The sequence below is a fragment of the Pseudomonas sp. AC070 genome, assembly GCF_979258635.1.
The window spans coordinates 1,518,127-1,538,373 of record NZ_OZ409871.1 but is presented as its reverse complement, the minus strand read 5'-3'; the positions used below and the strand labels follow the sequence as shown (position 1 = coordinate 1,538,373).

General features: G+C 58.7%; 23 protein-coding genes and 1 tRNA gene. 15 read left to right on the top strand and 9 right to left on the bottom strand.

Annotation, left to right across the window (positions count from 1 at the left end; genetic code table 11):
* The first annotated feature begins 22 nt into the window (after positions 1-22).
* The 8 genes from atzF (at position 23) to ACZZ0Q_RS06870 (ending at position 7,277) form a co-directional block, all read left to right on the top strand.
* On the top strand, positions 23-1,825 hold the full coding sequence (atzF, locus tag ACZZ0Q_RS06905) for an allophanate hydrolase (protein ID WP_463539624.1): 1,803 nt from the start codon (positions 23-25) through the stop codon (positions 1,823-1,825).
* 56 nt (positions 1,826-1,881) lie between these two features.
* Positions 1,882-2,124: a cysteine-rich CWC family protein gene (locus ACZZ0Q_RS06900; protein ID WP_463560397.1), complete on the top strand. Its 243-nt coding sequence runs from the start codon at positions 1,882-1,884 to the stop codon at positions 2,122-2,124.
* A 38-nt stretch (positions 2,125-2,162) separates the two neighbouring features.
* The gene (locus ACZZ0Q_RS06895) at positions 2,163-2,855 is read left to right on the top strand and encodes a pseudouridine synthase (RefSeq protein WP_463539626.1); all 693 of its coding nucleotides are present in this window, start codon (positions 2,163-2,165) and stop codon (positions 2,853-2,855) included.
* Between the two features lie 240 nt (positions 2,856-3,095).
* The gene (locus ACZZ0Q_RS06890) at positions 3,096-4,130 is read left to right on the top strand and encodes a L,D-transpeptidase (RefSeq protein ID WP_463561007.1); all 1,035 of its coding nucleotides are present in this window, start codon (positions 3,096-3,098) and stop codon (positions 4,128-4,130) included.
* Positions 4,131-4,175: 45 nt separating this feature from the next.
* Entirely contained in the window at positions 4,176-4,934 is a 759-nt protein-coding gene (locus ACZZ0Q_RS06885) for a murein L,D-transpeptidase catalytic domain family protein (RefSeq protein ID WP_463539627.1), read from the top strand.
* Between the two features lie 418 nt (positions 4,935-5,352).
* Positions 5,353-6,225 carry an alpha/beta fold hydrolase gene (locus ACZZ0Q_RS06880; RefSeq protein ID WP_463539628.1) on the top strand — a complete coding sequence of 291 codons (873 nt, stop codon included), beginning with the start codon at positions 5,353-5,355 and terminating at the stop codon, positions 6,223-6,225.
* A gap of 100 nt (positions 6,226-6,325) precedes the next feature.
* Positions 6,326-6,399: transfer RNA gene (locus ACZZ0Q_RS06875), tRNA-Gly, on the top strand.
* 62 nt (positions 6,400-6,461) lie between these two features.
* Positions 6,462-7,277, top strand: a complete 816-nt coding sequence (locus ACZZ0Q_RS06870) for a hypothetical protein (RefSeq protein WP_463539629.1) — start codon at positions 6,462-6,464, stop codon at positions 7,275-7,277.
* 1,273 nt (positions 7,278-8,550) lie between these two features.
* Here the strand turns inward: ACZZ0Q_RS06870 and ACZZ0Q_RS06865 are convergent.
* Positions 8,551-8,982 (bottom strand): hypothetical protein, encoded by a 432-nt coding sequence (locus tag ACZZ0Q_RS06865; RefSeq protein ID WP_463539630.1) that lies wholly within the window; start codon positions 8,980-8,982, stop codon positions 8,551-8,553.
* A gap of 83 nt (positions 8,983-9,065) precedes the next feature.
* Positions 9,066-10,073 carry a GlxA family transcriptional regulator gene (locus ACZZ0Q_RS06860; protein WP_463542220.1) on the bottom strand — a complete coding sequence of 336 codons (1,008 nt, stop codon included), beginning with the start codon at positions 10,071-10,073 and terminating at the stop codon, positions 9,066-9,068.
* 137 nt (positions 10,074-10,210) lie between these two features.
* Here ACZZ0Q_RS06860 and ACZZ0Q_RS06855 point away from each other — a divergent pair, with 137 nt between their 5' ends.
* Positions 10,211-11,104, top strand: a complete 894-nt coding sequence (locus ACZZ0Q_RS06855; RefSeq protein ID WP_463539631.1) for a LysR family transcriptional regulator — start codon at positions 10,211-10,213, stop codon at positions 11,102-11,104.
* A 3-nt stretch (positions 11,105-11,107) separates the two neighbouring features.
* Here the strand turns inward: ACZZ0Q_RS06855 and ACZZ0Q_RS06850 are convergent, their stop codons facing one another.
* Entirely contained in the window at positions 11,108-12,259 is a 1,152-nt protein-coding gene (locus tag ACZZ0Q_RS06850) for a (R)-mandelonitrile lyase (RefSeq protein WP_463539632.1), read from the bottom strand.
* A gap of 201 nt (positions 12,260-12,460) precedes the next feature.
* Between ACZZ0Q_RS06850 and ACZZ0Q_RS06845 the strand changes: the two genes are divergently transcribed.
* The 3 genes from ACZZ0Q_RS06845 (at position 12,461) to ACZZ0Q_RS06835 (ending at position 15,586) form a co-directional block, all read left to right on the top strand.
* The gene (locus ACZZ0Q_RS06845; protein ID WP_463539633.1) at positions 12,461-13,489 is read left to right on the top strand and encodes a UV damage endonuclease UvsE; all 1,029 of its coding nucleotides are present in this window, start codon (positions 12,461-12,463) and stop codon (positions 13,487-13,489) included.
* Between the two features lie 256 nt (positions 13,490-13,745).
* Positions 13,746-15,134, top strand: coding sequence for an ATPase domain-containing protein (locus ACZZ0Q_RS06840; protein WP_463539634.1), 1,389 nt, complete (start codon positions 13,746-13,748; stop codon positions 15,132-15,134).
* A gap of 86 nt (positions 15,135-15,220) precedes the next feature.
* Positions 15,221-15,586, top strand: a complete 366-nt coding sequence (locus ACZZ0Q_RS06835; protein WP_122493787.1) for a response regulator — start codon at positions 15,221-15,223, stop codon at positions 15,584-15,586.
* A 124-nt stretch (positions 15,587-15,710) separates the two neighbouring features.
* Here ACZZ0Q_RS06835 and ACZZ0Q_RS06830 read toward each other — a convergent pair whose 3' ends face one another.
* Positions 15,711-16,004 carry a YceK/YidQ family lipoprotein gene (locus ACZZ0Q_RS06830; RefSeq protein WP_463539635.1) on the bottom strand — a complete coding sequence of 98 codons (294 nt, stop codon included), beginning with the start codon at positions 16,002-16,004 and terminating at the stop codon, positions 15,711-15,713.
* A 122-nt stretch (positions 16,005-16,126) separates the two neighbouring features.
* On the opposite strand from ACZZ0Q_RS06830, the gene ACZZ0Q_RS06825 reads away from it, so the two are divergent.
* Both ACZZ0Q_RS06825 and ACZZ0Q_RS06820 read left to right on the top strand, forming a co-directional pair.
* Positions 16,127-16,378, top strand: a complete 252-nt coding sequence (locus tag ACZZ0Q_RS06825) for a type II toxin-antitoxin system RelE/ParE family toxin (RefSeq protein WP_463542221.1) — start codon at positions 16,127-16,129, stop codon at positions 16,376-16,378.
* Entirely contained in the window at positions 16,375-16,731 is a 357-nt protein-coding gene (locus tag ACZZ0Q_RS06820; protein ID WP_463539636.1) for an addiction module antidote protein, read from the top strand. The genes ACZZ0Q_RS06825 and ACZZ0Q_RS06820 overlap by 4 nt, the downstream gene beginning before the upstream one ends.
* Positions 16,732-16,746: 15 nt before the next feature.
* Here ACZZ0Q_RS06820 and ACZZ0Q_RS06815 read toward each other — a convergent pair whose 3' ends face one another.
* The 3 genes from ACZZ0Q_RS06815 to ACZZ0Q_RS06805 form a co-directional block, all read right to left on the bottom strand.
* Positions 16,747-17,181: a hypothetical protein gene (locus ACZZ0Q_RS06815; RefSeq protein WP_463383424.1), complete on the bottom strand. Its 435-nt coding sequence runs from the start codon at positions 17,179-17,181 to the stop codon at positions 16,747-16,749.
* Between the two features lie 5 nt (positions 17,182-17,186).
* On the bottom strand, positions 17,187-18,041 hold the full coding sequence (locus ACZZ0Q_RS06810; RefSeq protein ID WP_463539637.1) for a tetratricopeptide repeat protein: 855 nt from the start codon (positions 18,039-18,041) through the stop codon (positions 17,187-17,189).
* 108 nt (positions 18,042-18,149) lie between these two features.
* Complete coding sequence (locus tag ACZZ0Q_RS06805; protein WP_463539638.1) at positions 18,150-18,476, bottom strand: helix-turn-helix domain-containing protein; 327 nt, start codon at positions 18,474-18,476, stop codon at positions 18,150-18,152.
* A 165-nt stretch (positions 18,477-18,641) separates the two neighbouring features.
* On the opposite strand from ACZZ0Q_RS06805, the gene ACZZ0Q_RS06800 reads away from it, so the two are divergent.
* The gene (locus tag ACZZ0Q_RS06800) at positions 18,642-18,899 is read left to right on the top strand and encodes a DUF3077 domain-containing protein (protein ID WP_463539639.1); all 258 of its coding nucleotides are present in this window, start codon (positions 18,642-18,644) and stop codon (positions 18,897-18,899) included.
* Between the two features lie 58 nt (positions 18,900-18,957).
* Here ACZZ0Q_RS06800 and ACZZ0Q_RS06795 read toward each other — a convergent pair whose 3' ends face one another.
* Both ACZZ0Q_RS06795 and ACZZ0Q_RS06790 read right to left on the bottom strand, forming a co-directional pair.
* Positions 18,958-19,716, bottom strand: a complete 759-nt coding sequence (locus tag ACZZ0Q_RS06795) for an alpha/beta fold hydrolase (protein WP_463560395.1) — start codon at positions 19,714-19,716, stop codon at positions 18,958-18,960.
* Positions 19,653-20,162, bottom strand: coding sequence for a DUF4124 domain-containing protein (locus tag ACZZ0Q_RS06790; protein WP_463539640.1), 510 nt, complete (start codon positions 20,160-20,162; stop codon positions 19,653-19,655). The genes ACZZ0Q_RS06795 and ACZZ0Q_RS06790 overlap by 64 nt, the downstream gene beginning before the upstream one ends.
* Between the last annotated feature and the right edge of the window lie 85 nt (positions 20,163-20,247).

Below are 20,247 nucleotides of genomic sequence, written 5' to 3'. Positions count from 1 at the left end.
CTATCTACGTTTGGAGCCAACCATGACCCACCCATTCGACCTGCGCCTGAGCGCCGTCAAAGCCGCCTACCTGGCCGGCACCACTACGCCGCGTCAGCTAATCGGCGCGCTGCGTGAGCATGCCGCTGCGCTGAATCCAGAATTCAATCTGTTCATTCATTTGCTCACGGCCGACGAACTGGAGCCCTACCTCGCCGCGCTCGACGGCAAACCCGCCGACAGCCTGCCGCTGTTCGGCGTGCCGTTTGCGATCAAAGACAACATCGATCTGGCCGGCATTCCCACCACCGCCGCCTGCCCGGCGTTTGCCTATACGCCGAGCGAATCGTCGACCTTGGTCAAGCAATTGCTGGCCCTTGGCGCCGTGCCGCTGGGCAAGACCAATCTCGATCAATTCGCCACCGGCCTTAACGGCACGCGCTCGCCTTATGGCCCCTGCCGCAACAGCGTGCACCCGGACTATCCATCAGGCGGTTCGAGCGCGGGTTCCTCCTTGGCCGTGGCGCTCGGTGTCGCGAGCTTTTCGCTGGGCACCGACACTGCTGGTTCCGGTCGTGTGCCGGCAGCGCTGAATAATCTGGTCGGGCTGAAGGCCACCAAAGGTTTGCTCTCCACGGCAGGCGTGGTGCCGGCCTGCCGCACCCTGGATTGCGTCACCTACTTCACCGCCACTGCGCGCGAAGCCAGCCAACTGTTGGCGCTTACGGCCACGCTCGATCCGGCCGATGAATACAGCCGCAAAAATCCCCTGTGGAACGATGGCAGCGCCTTCGGCGTGCCGCGCAAAGGCTTCCGTTTCGGTGTGCCGAAGCAGCTGGAATTCCTCGGCTGCCCGGAAAGCCCGGCGCTGTTCGCGGCTACCGTGAAGCAACTTGAAGCGCTGGGTGGCGTGGCCGTAGAGCTTGATTTCGAGCCCTTCGCCGAAGCCGCGCGCCTGCTCTATGAAGGCCCGTGGGTGGCCGAGCGCTACAGCGTGGCGGGCGAGCTGATCGAGGCGCAGCCCGACGCCGTTCTGCCGGTGATTCATGCCGTGCTGTCGAAAGCGCCGGGCACCACGGCGGTTGAATTATTCCGCGCGCAGTACCGGTTGCAGCAGCTCAAAGCGGTGTGCGATCGCGCCATGGCCGAGCTCGACTGCGTGCTCACCCCGGCCTACCCGCGCCCTGTCACCCTGGCCGAGCTGGACGCCGAGCCGGTGAAACGCAATTCCGACCTGGGCTATTACACCAACTTTATGAACATGCTCGACTACGCCGCCATCGCCGTGCCGGCCGGTTTTATGGCCAACGGCTTGCCCTGGGGCGTGACGCTGTTCGGGCGGCCGTTCACTGACCAGTACCTGCTCGGCCTCGCCGATGGGTTGCAATGCCAACACGACCTGCCGCTGGCCGGCGAGCGCAGCCTGAGTCTCAGCGCACCCGCGAACCTGGCGCGAAATGACCTGGCGCGGTTGGTTGTGTGTGGCGCGCACCTGAACGGGCTGCCGCTGAACTGGCAACTCAAACAACGCGGCGGGCGGCTGCTGACAGCCACGCAAAGTTCAGCGGACTATCAGCTTTGGGCGCTGGCTGGCGGTCCACCGTTCCGGCCAGGCATGGTGCGGGTCGCCGAGGGCGGCGTGGCCATCGAGGTGGAAGTGTGGGAATTGCCGAGCAGCGAGCTGGGCTCGTTCCTCACCGGCATTCCCGCGCCGCTCGGCCTGGGCAAAGTGCAACTGGCCGACGGCAGCTGGGAAAGCGGCTTTATCTGCGAGCCCTATGGCTTGGACGGGGCTAGCGACATCAGCCATTTCGGCGGCTGGCGTGCGTACCTCAAAAGCCGCTAGCTGACGGCCGCCCGATAGCGGGCTAGCATGTCGCATTCTGCGCGAGCTGCTGGCCCATGCCGTTACCTCCTCCCCCACCTGCAACCGACACCGACCGCTGCCCGTTATGCGGGCAGGCGAACCAGTGCACCGTGGAGAGCGGCGACTGCTGGTGTTTCAGCACGCAGATTTCCCCCGAAGCGTTGGCGCGGTTGAGCGACGAGCAGATTGATAAAAGCTGCTTGTGTCCGCGTTGTGCGCAAGCGGCGGATTCGGCTCTTCACAATCTGTCGCTGCGGCCACCACCGCATCGCGGCTAAAGCCGCTCCCACACTGTCTTTTCTCGCGCGAGCACTCCATGCGCCTTGACCGTTTTCTATCCAACCTCCCTGCCGCCACGCGCTTTGATGCCCGCGCGCAACTGGCCGCTGGGCGCGTCACCGTAAACGGCGTGGTGACGCGTGACGGTTTGCTGGATATCCGCGAATTCCACCGCGTAGAGCTCGATGGCCAACCGCTGCAGCTCGGCAAACCGGCGCTGTATTTCATGCTGCACAAACCCGCCGGCTACGTGAGCGCCACCGAGCACGACGAGCATCCCACCGTGCTCGACCTGCTGCCCGAAGCCGCCGAGCACCCCTTGCACCTGGCCGGCCGTCTGGACCTGACCACCACCGGTTTGCTGCTGCTGACCAACGATGGCCAATGGTCGCGCCGGGTAACCCAACCGACGCGCAAACAGCCGAAGGTTTACTACGTCGAGACCGAGCAAGCGATCACCGACGACTACCACGCCGTGTTCGCCGAAGGCTTGTACTTCGCCTACGAGAACCTCACCACCCTGCCCGCTCAGCTCGAAATTCTTAGCTCGCACAGCGCTCGGCTGACGCTGTATGAAGGCCGTTATCACCAGGTGAAACGCATGTTCGGCCACTTCCAAAACAAAGTGCTGCGCCTGCACCGCGAAAGCGTCGGACCGCTGGTGCTCGATGCGGCGCTGGCGCCGGGCGAATACCGGGCGCTGAGTGCGGATGAGATTGCGGCGTTTTGAGGGAAGAACAGCCACTGCCATATCCAATCGCGGCTGACTGTAGGAGAGGCTTTAGCCTCGATTCCTGCAAACTTCGGATCAAAAGCATCGCGGCTGAAGCCGCTCCTACAGGGTTGTGTATTGGCTGAGGTCGGGCGACGCCTAGATGACGATGAGCCGCCCCCACCCAAGCAGCCAAAAAATTTCGGGACTAAAGTCGCTACTACTCGCTCAAAACCCATGCAGTCGTTCTGGAGGGCCGTGATGAAGGCGCTGAAGTTGCTCGTGGGTTCGCTCGTTGTCATTTCACTTACCGGCGCCGTAACTGCGCCGGCCACCTTGGCCCCGTTACCGTCCGCGCAAGACCTGCGCCAGCAGCTGCAAGATCTCAAGCCCGGCCAGTTTCTCTGGTACCCGCAGGTATCACCGCAGGGCCCGGTGACGGTAGTGGTCAGCCTCACCGAACAGCGTGCCTACGTGTACCGCAACGGCATTGCCATCGGCGTCAGCACGGTCAGCAGCGGCAAGAAAGGCCGCGAAACGCCAACCGGTGTATTCAGCATTTTGCAGAAAAGCGTCGAGCATAAATCCGACCTCTACAACGACGCGCCCATGCCGTATATGCAGCGCCTGACGTGGGACGGCGTGGCGTTGCACGCGGGCCATTTGCCGGGCTACCCGGCCTCCCACGGCTGCGTGCGCCTGCCCATGGAGTTCGCCAAAAAGCTGTTCGAAACCACGGGGTTCAGCTCCACCACCGTGATCGTGTCCGACGCCCACAGTGCGCCGGTTGAGGTCTATCACCCAGGCTTGCTGGCGCCGACCGTGAGCGCCGGCAAACCGGTGGCGACCGCCGTGTTGAGCGGCGACACGTTCTGGAATGACCCTGGCGTCAGCGCCGGGCCGCTGTCGGTGTTGATCAGCCGCGCCGACCTGCGCGCTTATGTATTTCGCGGCGGCCAGTTAGTCGGCAGCGCGCCGGTGCTGTCGCTGGACAGCAACGAGCAGCACCGTGGCATGGCGGTTTTTTCGCTGCTGGAAAAACCCTCAACCAACGAACTGCTACCGCCACAGCCGCTGCATTGGTCGGCCGTGCAAGTGACCAACCCGGAGTACGGCAACTCCCCGCGCGACCAACTGGGCTCGCTCAGCGTCGACCCGCAGTTCCTCAAGAACCTGCACGCCGCCATGGACATCGGCAGCACGCTGGTGATCACCGATCTGGCCTCCACCTCGCAAACGCGCAACAACGGCAACTTCACCGTGATCACCACCGACGCCGAAAAAAGCCCGTAACCGCTGGTCAAAAAATGATCGGAAGGCTTCGATCATTTGTGCACAATGCGCCCGCACTCGAACTCAAACAGGGCCTTCTGCTTGTTCACTCGACTTCTTTGGGGACGCGCTATCCAGCGCTGCGCGGGCGTTTTCGGCCTGCTCGCATTTACCAGCGGTTTCGCTGCCCAGGCGCAAACCTTGCCCAGCGCCAACGACCTGCAACGCCTCGCGCCCAGCGCCAGCCTGAGCGCCTTAAAGCTCGCACTCACGGCCTACCAGTGCGCCAGCCAGACCGACCCGGACAAACTGCTGACCGTCATCGACTACTCCAAACCCTCGCGCGACAAACGCCTGTGGGTGTTCGACCTCAAGCATAAAAAGCTGCTGTTCGAAGAATGGGTCGCCCACGGCAAAAACAGCGGCGCCGACTTGGCCACCTCGTTCTCCAACGTGCCCAACAGCTACCAAAGCTCCATCGGCCTGTACCAAACCGGCGTCACCTACAGTGGCAAACACGGCCGCTCATTGCGCCTGGTCGGCCTGGAACCGGGCTTCAATGACAACAGCCAATCGCGCGCCATCGTCATGCATGCCGCGGCGTATGCCGACCCGAAAGTGGTGCCAGGTCTTGGCCGGCTCGGTCGCAGCCAAGGCTGCCCTGCCGTGCGCCCAGCCATTGCCGGCAAACTGATCGACACCCTGAAAACCGGCAGCTACGTATTCGCCTACTACCCGCAGAAAAAATGGCTCGACACCTCGCGCTACCTCGGCGCGCAGAGCTGCCCGAGCACCGGCGAAACGCTGGCTGTTGTACAAAAGTGAATGCGAGTGACCGGCAGGCGAAACCGGTCACTCATCGGACAGCCCGTGCCAGAGCCGCTTAATTATCAAAAAAGCTCCGCCGTGCGCTTGCAGTGGTAATCGGCGGCTGCTTAAATCGAGTCACAAGGTCAGAGCGTGACTTATCAGTCACCACGACCATCTAAGCACTTCCCCGGTTACTGACGCCCTGCGTCAATTGGATTCCTGCCTGGTTCACCCCGCCTTCTCGCACGCGCTCCCCGCGCCGTGCAGCAGCTGTGTTGTTCGATCCTAACCGCTTTAAAAACAATAACTTACTTATTTTCATGGCTGACATTCAGTTGTCATGTCCAGGCGTTTTGCTGTCTGCCCAACACGGCTCTTTTTAGCGGCGACCCCGCTTACCGGAGCACCACCTTGCGCCAAGGAGGAAAACGACATGAGGCCAGAAACCGCCGTCGTTCATGCAAACAGCCACAACGTACACACCGAGTACTACGCCAACCCGGCGGCGCGTAAAACCGTCATCCTGGTTAACGGCTCGTTGGCCACCACCGCCTCGTTCGCGCACACGCTCAAATACCTGACGCCGCAATTCAACGTCGTCTGCTACGACCAGCCCTACGCCGGCCAATCGAAAGCGCACAACGCCCACGCGCACCCCATCAGCAAAGAAGACGAAGCCGAAATTCTGCTCGAGCTGATCGAACACTTCGACGCCGACTACGTGTCGTCCTTCTCCTGGGGCGGCGTGGCCGCACTGCTGGCCCTGGCGCAGCGGCCCAAACGTATCGAGAAAGCGGTGATCAACTCCTTCTCGCCGCTGCTGAACGAGCCGATGCTCGACTACCTCGAAAAAGGCCTGTTCTACCTGCACACCATGGACCGCGAAAACATGGGGCACCTGGTCAACGAAACCATCGGCAAACACCTGCCCTCGCTGTTCAAACGCTACAACCACCGGCACATCAGCAACCTGCACGACCACGAATACCGGCAGATGTACGCGCACATCCACAAAGTGCTGCACCTGGACACGCACTGCCAAATGGCCTGCCTGCACAGCATCGACACGCCGCTGCTATTCATCAACGGCGAGCACGACGAATACACCACCGCCGCTGACGCGCGCCTGTTCGGCAATCACCTCAACGACTGCCAATTCACCACCGTGACCAACGCCGGTCATTTCCTCGACATGGAACACAAAGGCGCCTGGCAACAAACCCAAACCGCCATGCTCGGCTTCCTGCAAACCGGCCAACAACGCCGCGTCCCCACCTACGAGGTCACGACCGCCATCGCCGTGTAACCCACGAAGGAAAAGCCCGCCCACCGCGAAAAACATCGCCCTGTTTATCGCGGCGGGCTTCATTTCCTGGGCGGCTTCTGGTACAAAGTCCCCCGCAAAAGCGGGTGTCGTATAATGGCATTACTCCAGCTTCCCAAGCTGATAACGAGGGTTCGATTCCCTTCACCCGCTCCAGAATTCGAAATACAAAAAAGCCCCGCTGATGCGGGGCTTTTTTTTGCGTATGATATTTCCAGATGGCAATCAGCCATTCCAAGGACGAATGCAGCGGCAACAAAGGAGTGCCCCCCAAAATGCCCCAATCCGAATCGCTTTCTCACACCACGCTTCCTCATAAGCTCACTTCTCTGATCACCCGCGGCATGGCGGGTCTAAGCGTGGTGCTGGGCGCCTTGTGGGCAGTAATCACTTACGCAGTGCCGGACCCCAGCGTGTTTGGCTTTAGCTTCGTGAGTTGGAAAAGCGTGGTGCTGGTTGTTTGTACGTTTCTCTATCTCGGGGCCATTTCATTTGGCTGGCAAATTCGCAACCTCACCCCCGTGCTCCGAGGCCTCGTCCAGTTCTGCATATTGAGTTTCCTGAGCGTTGGCTTCTTCGCGCTCGGAATGGAATACGCAAAACCATCGTTTGAATTTGCCAAGCTACAAGCCAAGATCGTCGAGAACGACGGTAATAATCTGCTCGGTAAACGGATTGAAACTCTCGATAACGTCCGCATCGAATTGGAAGGCTGCGAAAATATCGGAAGGCTGCCTATTTGCACGTTTGAACTGACCAATCTGAGCACGGACCGCACCTTCCGATTTGCCAACGAATCTCGCTTGTTCGACGAAACGGGCGGGCCTTTAAAAATCAGCAGCTCTCGCGTAGGTAGCGTCGAAGAAAACTATTTTTTCGAGTTCCAGTTGGTACGTAGCGTGCCAACCAAAGTCACGCTCACGTTTGAAGAGAGCAACACTAAGCTGAACAAAACGCCCGCGATCAAATTGGTATTTGTCGACCAGACAGGTGAGGCGCTGATTTTGAAATTTAGCGATGTGGTGATGCGGTGATGTGGAGGTTCGGTAATTTGAGTAAAAACATTGAATTAGAGTCGACTAATAAATCTGCCCCCTTTACTCCCCTTATGGAATGCATGAAGCCAAACTATACAGTTGATGATGATGTAATAGGTTGCTCGCAAGGGAATGTAATATAGTCTTGGTAAATAAATATCTGCAATAAAGTCCTTCTCAGACAAGTACCATATCAACTTCAAAGGGTTAACTTTTTGAAAAAGCTGCGACCTCAATACGAAATGCTTGGAGCAAGGGAAGCTAGTATAGACTCCATATTAGAGGAAATCCCTCATATACACTTCTCATCAGAGTTCGAAAAACTAAAGAAAAACACATTAACGCTTGCAACTCTATCTATCTTTATGGCGGCATTCAATATATCTACACCACTAAGCATATCCACTGGAGTGGCCTCGATAAATATAGGAAACTTAACGCTCTTTTTTACACTGCTACTACTTTACCAAATGTACATTATTAAATGCTTTAGAGATGAATTCAAATTAAGCATAGGCGAGTGCACAGAAGCTCTAAAGCAAAATTACTACTACTTCCTTCTTTGTAGAAGAGCAGCAATGCTTTTCAAAAACAAAGGCATATTAGATAACAGCACGCTATATCAATATGATTCAAAATACATGGTATAGACGTAAAAAATGGTACTCATCACGCACCAACCATCATTCATCACTTCAAAAGTAATGATGAAATTAAATACTGGGAAGAAAAATTAGCTCCGGACTTCAAAATAAGTGAATACAGCGACGAAGGTCGCCGAAGGGTCTTCGCTTCATCGGCACAGGTGACGGAGGAGGATATTGCATATTGGCATAAGAACAAAAAAAGAATATACAACAAAAAAAAGCCCAATTTTAAATTATTATCAAATACCAACGATTTACTCAGCACTGGGAATGCTAGCAACTCTATTAATGATCTTCCCTTCTATTAAAACATACACTGCCGAGCTAATAAAAACAGCTTTTCATTAAAAACACATGTTTCCATAATTTTAACTAAAAGAAAGCTTTTAAGTGACCCATTGTTGTGAGTGGTGTCGAAAAAGTGTCGAAAACAAAGTCCTCCGAAGCGGCGTAAAGAAGATTTGAATTTTCAGAAACTCAAGCATAGCGGGGCTAAGCTGGACGAAGCTATTGAAAATCAAGCGTTCGATTCCCTTCACCCGCTCCAGAATTCGAAATACAAAAAAGCCCCGCTGATGCGGGGCTTTTTTATTGGTTTTTTCGTCCTCGGACTACCCGCTCGGCTACCGCGCCCCAGCGCTACCGCCCCCTCCATCCACCTTCGCAATGTAAAACTCACAACCATTTATGCCCCAGGCAAAAATGAGTTTCGCGGACAGAGCTGCGCAAAGCACCACAGCAACAACGTTCGCGACGGGGATCAGCAAGACGGGAGCTTTCCCAAAGTCGATCAAGGACATGGCCAGCGGAAGATTGACGAAAAGCAGTGGGATGATGCTTAGCAAAAGCGTCAGACCGAAAAACTTCAACGCGAATTTCAGGGCAAATCCAAAGCTGGCCTCGGGTCGTCTGGCCGGTGGTGCACTTTCCCTATCTGAAGAACTCGCGTTAACCAAAGAGTCGATTTGAAATTGGCGAGACGCGACTCGCTCTCCCCGACGGATCTCATCCATCTCGCGAACACTCGCTGAAAGCTTGTCGAAAAACGTGCCCATGGTGCGCCTCCTCGTGGCAAAAGCAGCAGCGCTTACCTGCTGCAACAGTCGCGAAGTATGCACGCCAAACTCTCACGGTTGCTTCACACCAACCGCCTCTCCTTAGAAGGCCGATACCCGTAATACGAGCTGTAACACCGGCTGAAATGACTCCCCGTCACAAACCCACACGCCAGCGCCACCTCGGCCACCGACAGCTTGGTGTGTTGCAGCAGCCGCCGTGCTTCGGTGATGCGCAGTTCAAGGTAGTAGCGCTGTGGCGTGGTGCCGAGTTGTTCGCGGAAGAGGCGTTCGACTTGGCGGCGGGAGCGGCCGACGTAGTCGGCGAGCTGGTCGAGTTCGAGCAGTTCTTCCAGGTTGGCTTCCATCAGCTGTACCACTTCGCGGGTGGGGTCGCTGATTTTCAGGAGGGATTTGGGGTTGACCCGACGATAGCGTGAGGCTTCGAAAGCGAGGATGTCTTCGATGCCGTCGACCAACGCGCGGGTGTGTAGTTGTTTGATCCATTCCAGTATCAGCGTTGGCGCGCCAGAAGCAGACGAGGCGGTTAGGCGGTCGCGGTCGATAACGTAGGGCTCGCTGGTGACTTCGGCTCGTTTCGCGACTTCCGCCAGGGCGGAGCGGTGTTCGGGGTGAATGGCGCAGCGGTAGCCGTTGAGCAGGCCGGCGTTGCCGAGAAACCAGGCGCCGTTCCATAGGCCGCCGAGGGGAATGTTCAGGGCGGCGGCGTCTTTTAATAGGCGGTTCAAGTCGGCGCTGGCGTGCAAGGCGGTGCGGTAGCCGCCGCACACCACCAGCAAGTCGAGGGCGCTCAGGCAGGCGTGGTTGAAGATGGCGTCTGGGCGAATGACAAGGCCCAGGTCGCTGATCACTTCATTGCCGTCGAGGCTGAAGTGGCGCACGGCGAACAGGCCGCTTTGCAGCAGGTTGGCCGTTACCAGGCTGTCGAGGGCTTGGGTGAAGGCCGGCAGGGAGAAGTGTTCGATTAGCAGGAAACCGACGCGCGCTTGCTTGCTCGCGGGCGTTTTCTCGTCGTCGAGGTAGCGGTAGTTTTTGTTTTTCATCACGTCACTGAAGGTTCGACGTTGCATGCCAGGTGCCTCGTTGGTCGTGCCTTTGCCTATGGTCGCCCAGTACGCGACGCCGCCCATTCCTACAAACGACATGCGGGCAGCTCTGTTGCGCACAGCTGGCATAATCGGCGGCAACTCATAGCGGGAATACATAAATGACCACTGAGAGCTACGACCAGATCGCGCTGTTTGCGGTGGTGGCGCAGGAGCGCAGTTTTACCCGTGCGGCGGCCAAGTTGGGTATGTCGCAGCCGGCGCTGAGTCGGGCCATGCGCCAGTTGGAAGAACGCTTGGGCGTGCGCTTGTTGGCGCGCACCACGCGCAGTGTGTCGCCTACTGAAGCGGGTGAGCATTTGCTGCAGGTGGTGGCGCCACGGTTCGAAGAGATCAATGACGAGCTCGCGCTGCTCAGCGAATTTCGCGACAAGCCCGCCGGCACATTACGCATCACCGCGGGCGAGCATGCGGCCAACACGGTGCTGCAACCGATGCTGGGGAAATTGCTGCCAGACCATCCGGATCTGAACATCGAGATCATCGTCGACTACGGCCTCACCGACATTGTTGCCGAAGGCTACGACGCGGGCGTGCGCATCGGCGAGCAGGTGGCCAAAGACATGGTTGCGGTGCGCATCGGTCCGGACTTTCGCTTTGCGGTTGTCGGCTCACCGGACTATTTCAGCCGCCATGCTCGGCCGAAAGTGCCGCGTGATTTGATGCAGCACAACTGCATCAACATGCGCCTGCCGACCTACGGCGGCATTTTCCCGTGGGAGTTTTCGAAGAAGGGGCAGGCACTAAAAGTACGGGTTGAAGGACAACTGGTGTTCAACACCATCGCCTTGCGCTTGGACGCGGCGCTGCAAGGGTTGGGCCTGACGTTTATGCCCGAAGACATTCTGCGGCCACATATCGAAGCCGGCCGCCTGGTTCAGGTGTTGGCCGACTGGTGCACGCCCTACTCCGGCTATCACCTTTATTACCCCAGCCGCCGCCAGGCCTCGCCCGCCTTTACCCTGCTGCGCGAGGCCCTGCGTTATTCGGCGTAAGGGCTAGCGCGTTGCGGCCAAGGCGTCGCGGGCACGTTGCGCCGCGTCGGCGTTGTGGTGGTCGGCCAGCACCTGCGCCACCTGCTGCAATTGCGCAACGGTCAAGCCAACCCGAAGGCTTGCGGCCATGTGCGCGCGCAGTTGCGACTCGGCACCCGGCGTGGCGGCAAGTGCGCCGACGGTTGCCAGCTCTCGGCTTTGCCAGTCCAGGTTGTCGCGCTCGAACAGATCGCCGAACAAATGCGTTTGCAGGAATTGATTGATCGCCGGGGCGAAATCAAACAGCGGACCCTGCACGGGCGCGCCGGCAATGTGTGTCTGGTTTGCCGTACCGGCGGCGAGCAAGGCATTGCCAGTGGGCGCTGCTCGACTCGGTTCACGGCCTGGAACGTCGGCGATGCCCCGCTGCTTGCGGGCCTCAAGCACCTTCATCAGTTGCCCCAGGGCATTGAGGCTGCGCGGGAAGCCGCTGTAGGCGTAGAGCTGCACCAGAATTTCCTTGGCTTCGCTGACGGTCAGGCCAGCATCCAGGCCTTGGTTCAGTGCAGTGTCGAGTGCGGACAGATCGCTCGCCGCCACGGCCGCCGCCATTAACGGAATGGCTTGCTGTTTAGCCGACAGCGTTTGCGAGGTGGCTGCAGGTGTTGCCTCGGGTCGAGGCGCGGGGGATTGGCCGGCTTGGTATTGCTCGTCCGAGACCTTTTCCATCCAGTCCACCGCCTTGCCATCCACCGTGCCGGTGAGTGCCAGATGGGTCATGGGCGAGGAAGGCGCTGCGCCGTGCCAATGCTTTACGCCAGGCGGACACACCACCACATCGCCTGGGTGAATCTGCTGCACCGGCTTGCCCCATTCTTGAGTAAGGCCAATGCCTGACGTCACTACCAAGCGTTGCCCAGCCGGATGGGTGTGCCAGGCCGAGCGTGAGCCGGGCTCGAAAGTGACGTAGGCGCCGGAAACTTCAATCTCATTGTCGGCTGCAAACAAGGGCTCGACGCGCACAGGACCGGTAAAGAAGTCATCCGGGCCTTTGACGGCGGCCTGCTCACCGGCCCGGCTGATGTGCTGCGCGGCGCTAATCTCGCCCGCGCCTGCTGCTGTTTCTACAAACGGGCTTGCCACGCATACGGCGAGACCTAAAAGGGTTCTGTTCATCAGGCGATGCTCCACAGGTAAGCGAGCAGCCACGGTAGCGCGCGAGAATTATTCAATAAACCGCACCCAGAACAATGCAGTCATAACTTATGCACATAAATACGCCCTGAGGTCTCGCAGAATTAGTGAACCCCAGCCACGCTACAAACCTAACTGTGTATAAGCTGCGCACCCCAACGCCCACTCTCGCCAGGCCTCGTTATGACTCACCCTCGAATCGGTTTCGCCTGCCAGTACAAACACCCAGACCGTGAGTTGTCGCCCTCGGCGCTAAAACTGGTGGAAACCCCTTTCAACCCACGAACCACCACCTTGCGCTGGATGGAAAGCGTGGAGCCGCAGGTGGCTCGGGAAAAATTGCTGGAGGTGGTGCTGCATAACCTGACCGCGCAGCTGCGCTTGCTGGCGTACGTGGCCGAGCTGCCGCTGCCCTTGCGCATGCTGCGGTTGAGCAGCGATTTGCTGCCGTTTTACAGCCACCCGAAAGTGCATGGCTTTTATCAGGACCCGGCCATCGCGCAGCAATTGGTCGATGGCTTTGCCGCCATTGGCACGGCGGCGCGCGCGGCGAATATTCGTTTGTCGTTTCACCCTGGCCAGTACTGCGTGCTGGGTTCGGAGAATCCCGGTGTGGTGGAAAACAGCGTGGCGGAATTCGAATACCACGCCGACATGATTCGCATGATGGGCTACGGCCAGCGCTTCCAAGACCTCAAGTGCAACGTGCATATCGCCGGGCGCTTGGGTGTTGAGGGCACGCGCGCGGTGTGGGCGCGGCTGTCTGAAGTGGCGCGCAATTGCATCACCTTTGAAAACGACGAGAAAACCTATGGGCTGGATGACTGCCTGAAAATGGCCGACCTGGCGCCCGTGGTGCTGGACATTCACCACTGCTGGATTCACGAGAACGAGTACATCGCCCCCGACGATCCGAGAGTGCAACGCGTGATCGACAGCTGGCGCGGGCTGCGCCCCACCATGCACTACTCGCAGCCGCCGGAAAGTTTGCAGGCGCTTGGCTTCGATGCGCAGCAAAAACTGGTAATGGGCGAGCTGTTGAAGGTGGTTTCCAAGCGTGATCTGTATGCCCACAGCGACATGATGTGGAACCGCTGGACTAACGATTACGCCCTGCAGTTTCTCGACCGGTTCGACATCATGCTCGAAGCGAAAAACAAGAACCTGGCGTCGCTGGCGTTCTATGACTACAGCCAAAAATCCGCAACGTAAGCCCGCACTCCAACAGTGACAGCCGGCACGCGCCTCGACGCCATCACATTTTTTTCAAGCGTCGAATCATTGGCATTGAACGTTCTCGCCGATCCCATCTCTACCGAATGGCTCATGACGCGCTGGCTGGTCTGCGGTTGGTGCATCAACGGCACGGCTAGGAATACGCGCTCAAACCGGCAACAATGCGCGCCTCATACAACCACGTTGCACGCGCATCTTTCGAAGCTGGTTGAGATCAGCAGAGGGCTTAGGTTTGGATCAGTTAAAACGCCTCAAAAGTGGAATCGCCGGCCTGGATACGCTGTTGAAGGGCGGATTTGTTGCGGGCGCGTCGTACATTATTCAAGGGCGGCCAGGGTCGGGCAAAACGATCCTGGCGAACCAGCTTGGCTTTAATCACGTGAACAATGGCGGCCGAGTACTGTTCGCCACCCTGCTCGCAGAGCCGCATGACCGGCTGTTTCATTTCTTGTCGACCCTGAGCTTTTTCGACAAGACGCAGATCGGCGAAAACATTCAATTTGTCAGCGCTTTCGACACCCTGGAAAACGAAGGGTTGGAAGAAGTGGTGAAGCTGTTGCGCCGTGAGATCAGTCGGCAGAAAGCCACCGTCATGATTCTCGACGGGCTGCTTAACGCTCGCTCGCGGGCCGAATCGCCTATCGACACGAAAAAGTTTATTTCCGAACTCCAAGGGCACGCCGCATTTGCCGGCTGCACCGTTTTGTTTTTGACCAGTTCACAGTTGGAAGACGGCAGCCCCGAACACACCATGGTCGATGGCGTGATTGAGATTGGCGAAGAAGCCATCGGGCCGCGAACCGTACGCCGCATCAAGCTGCGCAAAACCCGCGGCAGTGGCGCGCTGGCGGGTGTGCATGAATTCGAAATTACCGACGACGGCCTCATCGTGTACCCGCGCTTTGAAAGCTTTTTCAATCGTCCCTCGCGCCCCGACAGCGATTACTTGGTGCGTATCAGTAGCGGCATCGACTCGCTCGACGAGGTCATCGGCGGCGGTCTGGCAGGCTCTTCCGTAACCCTGGTGGCCGGCCCTGCGGGCGCGGGCAAAACCTCCATTGGCATCGAGTTCATTGGCGAGTGCACGGAGCAGGAACCTGGCCTGTACTTCGGCTTCTACGAGTCGCCACAGCGCCTGCGTCTTAAAGCTGCGGCTTTGGGTCATGATTTCAAAGCCATGGAAGCCAGTGGCGCACTCCATGTGATGTGGAACTCGACCACCGCCGGCCTGATCGATCGCTTGGGTTACGCCTTGCTCGATACCGTCGAGAAGTACGGGATCAAGCGCGTATTCATCGACAGCCTGGGCGGCATGGCGCGCGTATCGGCCGACCGTTCACGGGTGCAAGATTTCTATTCGGCCTTGATGGCCGAACTGCGTTCCCGAGGCGTGACCGTGCTGGCCACCTGGGAAATCCAGAGTTTGCTCGGCAGCCAGATCGACGCCCCGGCGCCGGATCTCTCAAGCATCGTCGACAACCTGCTCCTCGTCCGGTTTGAGCAAAATGGTTCTGAACTTCAGCGCCAACTATCGATTCTGAAAATAAGAGATAGCGCTTATGACCCGTCGTTGATGGAAGTCGTCATCGGAACTCCTGGTATATCAGTGAAGAAGGTCTGAAGCATGCGCTGGGCGACACAATCAACGACGGGAACAACGACGTTCCTGCCTGTTTTCCAAGTGCTCTGCAAAACAGCAGGGGCGCTATGAAGACGGTGTTGATTCTCGACGACGAGTATTTGATCGCGGACATTCTGAGCTACGCGCTCGAAGACGAGGGCATCCTCACCGTGACCGCTGGCCGGGGTCAAAAAGCCCTGGAAATTCTCGACCGCGAACGTCCGGATTTGATCATCACCGACTTTATGATGCCGGGCATGACCGGCATCGAATTCGCCGAAGCGGTGCGCAAACGGGAAACCCACGCGAACACGCCGATGATTTTAATGAGCGGGGCGCAAGCTCATTTAGGCGTGGGGCGACCGGACTTGTTTATCGACGTGCTGGAAAAGCCTTTCGATATTCTGAAGGTCATCGACAAGGTCAAGGCCGTACTCAAGATGGACGACTGAGTCGTTTCGCCTGCACGCAAAGCCCCTCTCCCGCCCTTCGGGCACCCTCTCCCGTTTGCGGGCGAGGGGACTACTCAAATCCGTGTAAGCCTCCAGCACATCGCCTGCACAAAATGCGCTCCCACTAGGGGCGCGACGGCGCGGGACCATTGAACACGGTGTAAGGCAGAAACAGCGTATCGGCTACCACGCACAACGGAATGTCGATAACCACCAGCGGAATGAATGCGGCCAGCGGCCCGGCGTTCCCATCGGTCAACCCCTTCAAATACTCAATTTCAGTAGCCGTTCCACAATAGGGATGGGCGCCGCATTGCGCGTTCTCATTGAACGTTTCGCTCACCGTGGCGCAGCCGGATGCTGTAGCGATGACGGCCGCTATTGCTAAATGGCGCAGACGCCAAAATACGCATTTCATGGAAAAGCCCTCACCTTCGAACCGAAACCAGCTGAACGTACACGGAACGGTACGCTAGCGCGGGCCTTGGTGCGCCTTAAGAATTCTCGCTTCCGGCCAATTGCATCGAGCCTTGGTCTTCTATCCACGAATTCGTCGGGAAACGTACGGTTCGGCACGCTTACGTGACCGTCTGTACATTCGGCGACTGCGAGCCCGTCGGCGATGGCATGAGCGAACTACGGGTGTTTGTTGGGCCAGGGTACCGGGTGTATTTCACACGCATCGGCCTTACCACTTACATGCTGCTTTGGGGCAGCGACAAGTCGGACCAGCGTCGGGGCATAGAGCGCGCGAAAGAAATTTTTAATGCGGCGCGAGGGAATCGAACATGAGCAAACCAACATTCAATCCGCAAGACATGCCGATCATCGAAGTGGATCTGTCCAACACCACGCCCTACGAGGCGTCTCGCTTTCTCAACACCCCCGAGGAAATCAGTGCGTACCTCGCTGAAAGCATGAAATCGCAAGACCCGCACATTCTGCTGAATGCCCTGGCCCAAGTGGCGAAAGCCAAAGGTGTAAATAACGTTGCTCAGGCGGCGGGGGTTAATCGAGAGAGTCTTTATAAATCGCTGAAAGGCGGCGAAAAGACCCGCTTCTTAACGATCAATAAACTGATGATTGCAATGGGCGTGGAGCTGACGGTTCGGCCTATTGCCTCGACCTCTCCGGTAAAGCGTTGATGACTGCTTCGCGCCCTACCCCTTCATCGCGGTGAGCGCCACGCTCAGCATCAGCCAAAACGCCACGGCAAACGCCGTGCTCAGCACCAGCGTCACGCCAAATACCACCTTCGCCACCTTCGACCACCTGCGCTGCACGGCATGAAAATGCGCGTAGCTGGCCCAGCGTTTATGCCGCCACGCCAAGGTGCGGCCGCGTGCGGTGATGTACAGCCACACGCCGACGCCCAGCAGCGTGGCCAAGGTATTGAGCGCGGTGTACCGCTGCACCATAAACGGCGCCATAAAGGCCAGAAAGCTCAGCGCGCCAAACCACACGCCGTTGCTTAACGCCCATACGCCGCCGAACACAAACGCGCCCCAGCTGCCGCCTCGCGCTTGCGGCGGCACGGTTCGCATGGGGTTGCCGGAGGTGTTCGCAATGTCGGGGAGTTCGAGGGTTTCGCTCATGCTTTCTACTGCTTCGCGCGCTGGTGAAACTCGGCGAGGTCTTGCTCGGCGCGTTCGAGCAGGTAGTCGTCGTCTGCCGTTTTAGCCAGTTCTACGCGCTGCTGGAAATAGGCCAGGGCCTGGGCGTTGTCGCCCCGCTCATGGGCCAGCACGCCGAGTTGAAACAGCCCATCGAGCTCGATATCGAGCTTGTCGTGCTGGCGCGACAGGCTCACCACGCGTTGCAAGTACGCCTCGCTCTGCACCATGTCTTTTAGCTCGTACGCGTTTTGCGCCAGGTTGGTGAGCATGCCGGTGAGCTCGGCTTCGTCGGCACCGAACGTGGCTTCAGCGTCGGCCAACAGTTGCTGGTTATAGGCCAGCGCAGCAGCGTACTCGCCATGAATGTGCAGCCAGTAACCCAGCTCCTGACGTAAGCCGAACTGCTGACGCACGTCCAGGCTGCGGTCTTGGGGAATCAGGGCAATGGCGGCGCGAAGGTGTTCGATCACTTCTTCGGTCAGCTCCAGCTCGGCAGCGCCCATGGACAAACTGTAATGCAGCGCCAGCACCTCGTCGGGTGGCAGCACGGGGTCGCGCTGCTGAATCGCCAACGCTTGCAGGCCGAAGCTGCGCTGCTCTTCCCACTCATCGCGCTTGCCCTGTAGCAGCGCCAGCGAGGCATAGAGCTCAGCGAGCTCGGCGGAATTTTCGCCCTGGGCTTTGGCTAGCGGAATGAGTGCGGTGAGGTCGGCATGCATTTGCGAACCGCTGAAAACGCCCTCGGGGTCGAGCAAGGTGGCGCGCAGCGGCGTAAAGCGTTCAGCGAAGGTGCTGCTTGGCAAGGTGACGACCACAGGGGTCGGGGTGGCGTCTTGCATGGGGAAGGTCCTTTTCGGTTTTTCTGCACTGTAGGGCGATACAAGGTGCGAGGTTTTTGCGCCGCTCGCCCGATAAATCGAGGGCAGAGCGTATACCGAACACAGCGGTTAGTTGCGCGTCGATTTCGCCAACGCGTTCGCAACGCGCACGATGGCCGTGCGATCCGTTTCCGCCATTTCGCGGTAGGACAGAAGCAGCTCGGCCTCCTCCACTGTGAGCCCTTCTTTTTTCAGCGGTGCACGCTCGCCGGTTACTACATAGAGGATGTCCACGCCGTGCACGGAGACGCCGAGCAAGTACGCCGTGTCAGGGCTGCGTTCACCTTTCTCGTAGTTGTACTGGCTGTTCTTCGATGCACCCCCGCGCAAAGCAAGCTCGGTTTGGCTGAAACCCAGGCGTTCCCGTTCTTCCCTCAGACGATTCCCAATACCCACAAACGTCTCCCTCCCTGCCTTTACGATCACACATTACGGGCAAATACTTAGCCCGCAATCCCACGAGCGAGGACTATGCCAATCGCCTGGTCGTTGCATCAAGCAAGCAGAAGGCTCGAAGCACGCTGTGCGCTATTTCGGCCGATTATCAAGAGAAAGGACGCCATGAATCAGACCAATACCAACGTAACCACCCAAACCCACTTCTCCCCCACCGAAGGCCGACCGCTGTTTTCGGTGAACCCCGGCATTCCGGTTGAAGACGCGCTTGAACAGGCAGCTGTCATGCTGGACTGCATCGAACACTTGGTGGTGTGCGACGCCACTACCAAGAGCGGATCGGCGCGCAACAGTTTGCAGTACCTGAGCGAAATGGCCCGGGCGGTGGTGCATGCCTGTAAGAAGGACTGCTCGCTGGCCTGAAGGGCGCAACTGAACAAGCGGGCCGGCATACGCTGGCCCGCTTTTTTGCGCGTGCGTTTTAGTGACTAATGAAGTCGCGAATAGCTTTGGTGGTGGGGCCCGGCGCTTCTTCCATCAGCCAGTGGCCGGCGCCGGGTATCACCAATTCGGTCACCTGGTCGGCCGCGTTTCGCATGACGATGGCTTCATTGGCGCCGAACGATTTCTCCCCGCCGATGGCCAGCACCGGCATGGGCAGGCGCGTGGCGTTGCTGGCTTTGTTGTCGACAGCGTCCTGGCGAATCGCCTGGAACTGGGCGAAGGCGGCGTGCATGGCGCCCGGGCGTGCGTAGAGTTTGGCGTAGTGCTGGCGGGTGGCTTCGTCGACTTTTTTCGGGTCGCCGGCGAACTCGTTCCAGAAGCGGTCGAGGTAAATACGCTCGCGGCCGGCGACCAAGCGCTCGGCGTCGGGGCCGCCGAAGTCGAAGTGCCAGAGCATCGGCGAGCGGACAATTTCATCCCACGGCGCAATGCCGGGCACGGGCGCATCCATCACTACCAGGCGGTCGGTTTGTTGCGGATAACGGGCGGCGTAGGCGTAAGCGACCATGGTGCCAATGTCGTGGCCGACGATCACGGCGTGGTCAATTTTCAGCGCTGTCAGTACGCCACGAATATCGCCCGCCTGAGTCTTCTTGTCGTAGCCGCCAGCCGGAACCGAAGTGCGTCGAACACCTCGGCTTTCAACCAGACCAAGCCGTGCGTGAGCCAGCCTTATTTCAACGCATTTCCCAACGCGCCGGAGCACACCATGACGCCGGCGCCGCCAGACAAACATTCGTAGCGCTTACGGTCGGCGCCCTTACTGGCCAGGCAGTTTTTCAGGGTGATTTCGCCTTTTGCCTGATCCATCGCGTCGACCACTTGGTTGTACTGCGCGGTGGTGAGCGTGCCGGCTTGCTTGCGTTCGCGGGCGATGTCTTTGAGGTTGGGCAAGTCGATGGCGGTCCAGCGCATGGCTTCGCTGCACATTTTTTCATCGGCCGAACCCGTGGACTTGTCGCTACCAGAGGCGCTGCCTTCGCTCCTCGATTCAGCGGGTGCCGGGGGCGGGCCGTCGCTGACATAGCCTTGGTTGATTTTGACTTCCTGCACGGCTTGGGTGGATGGTGGTTGGTTGCCGAAGTGCTTCTGGCCGTTGGCGTCGACCCAGGTGTACACCTGAGCCTGAAGCGGCAGCACACAACCGAGCAGGAGAATGGGAAGTAGACGGCGACCGAGCATGAATTAAGTCCTTTTAATGGCGCAGGGCTGCGCTCGGCGCACTGTAGTCAGCGCGTTGCGGGCTTGCCAAGGGGTGCTCGGGTTG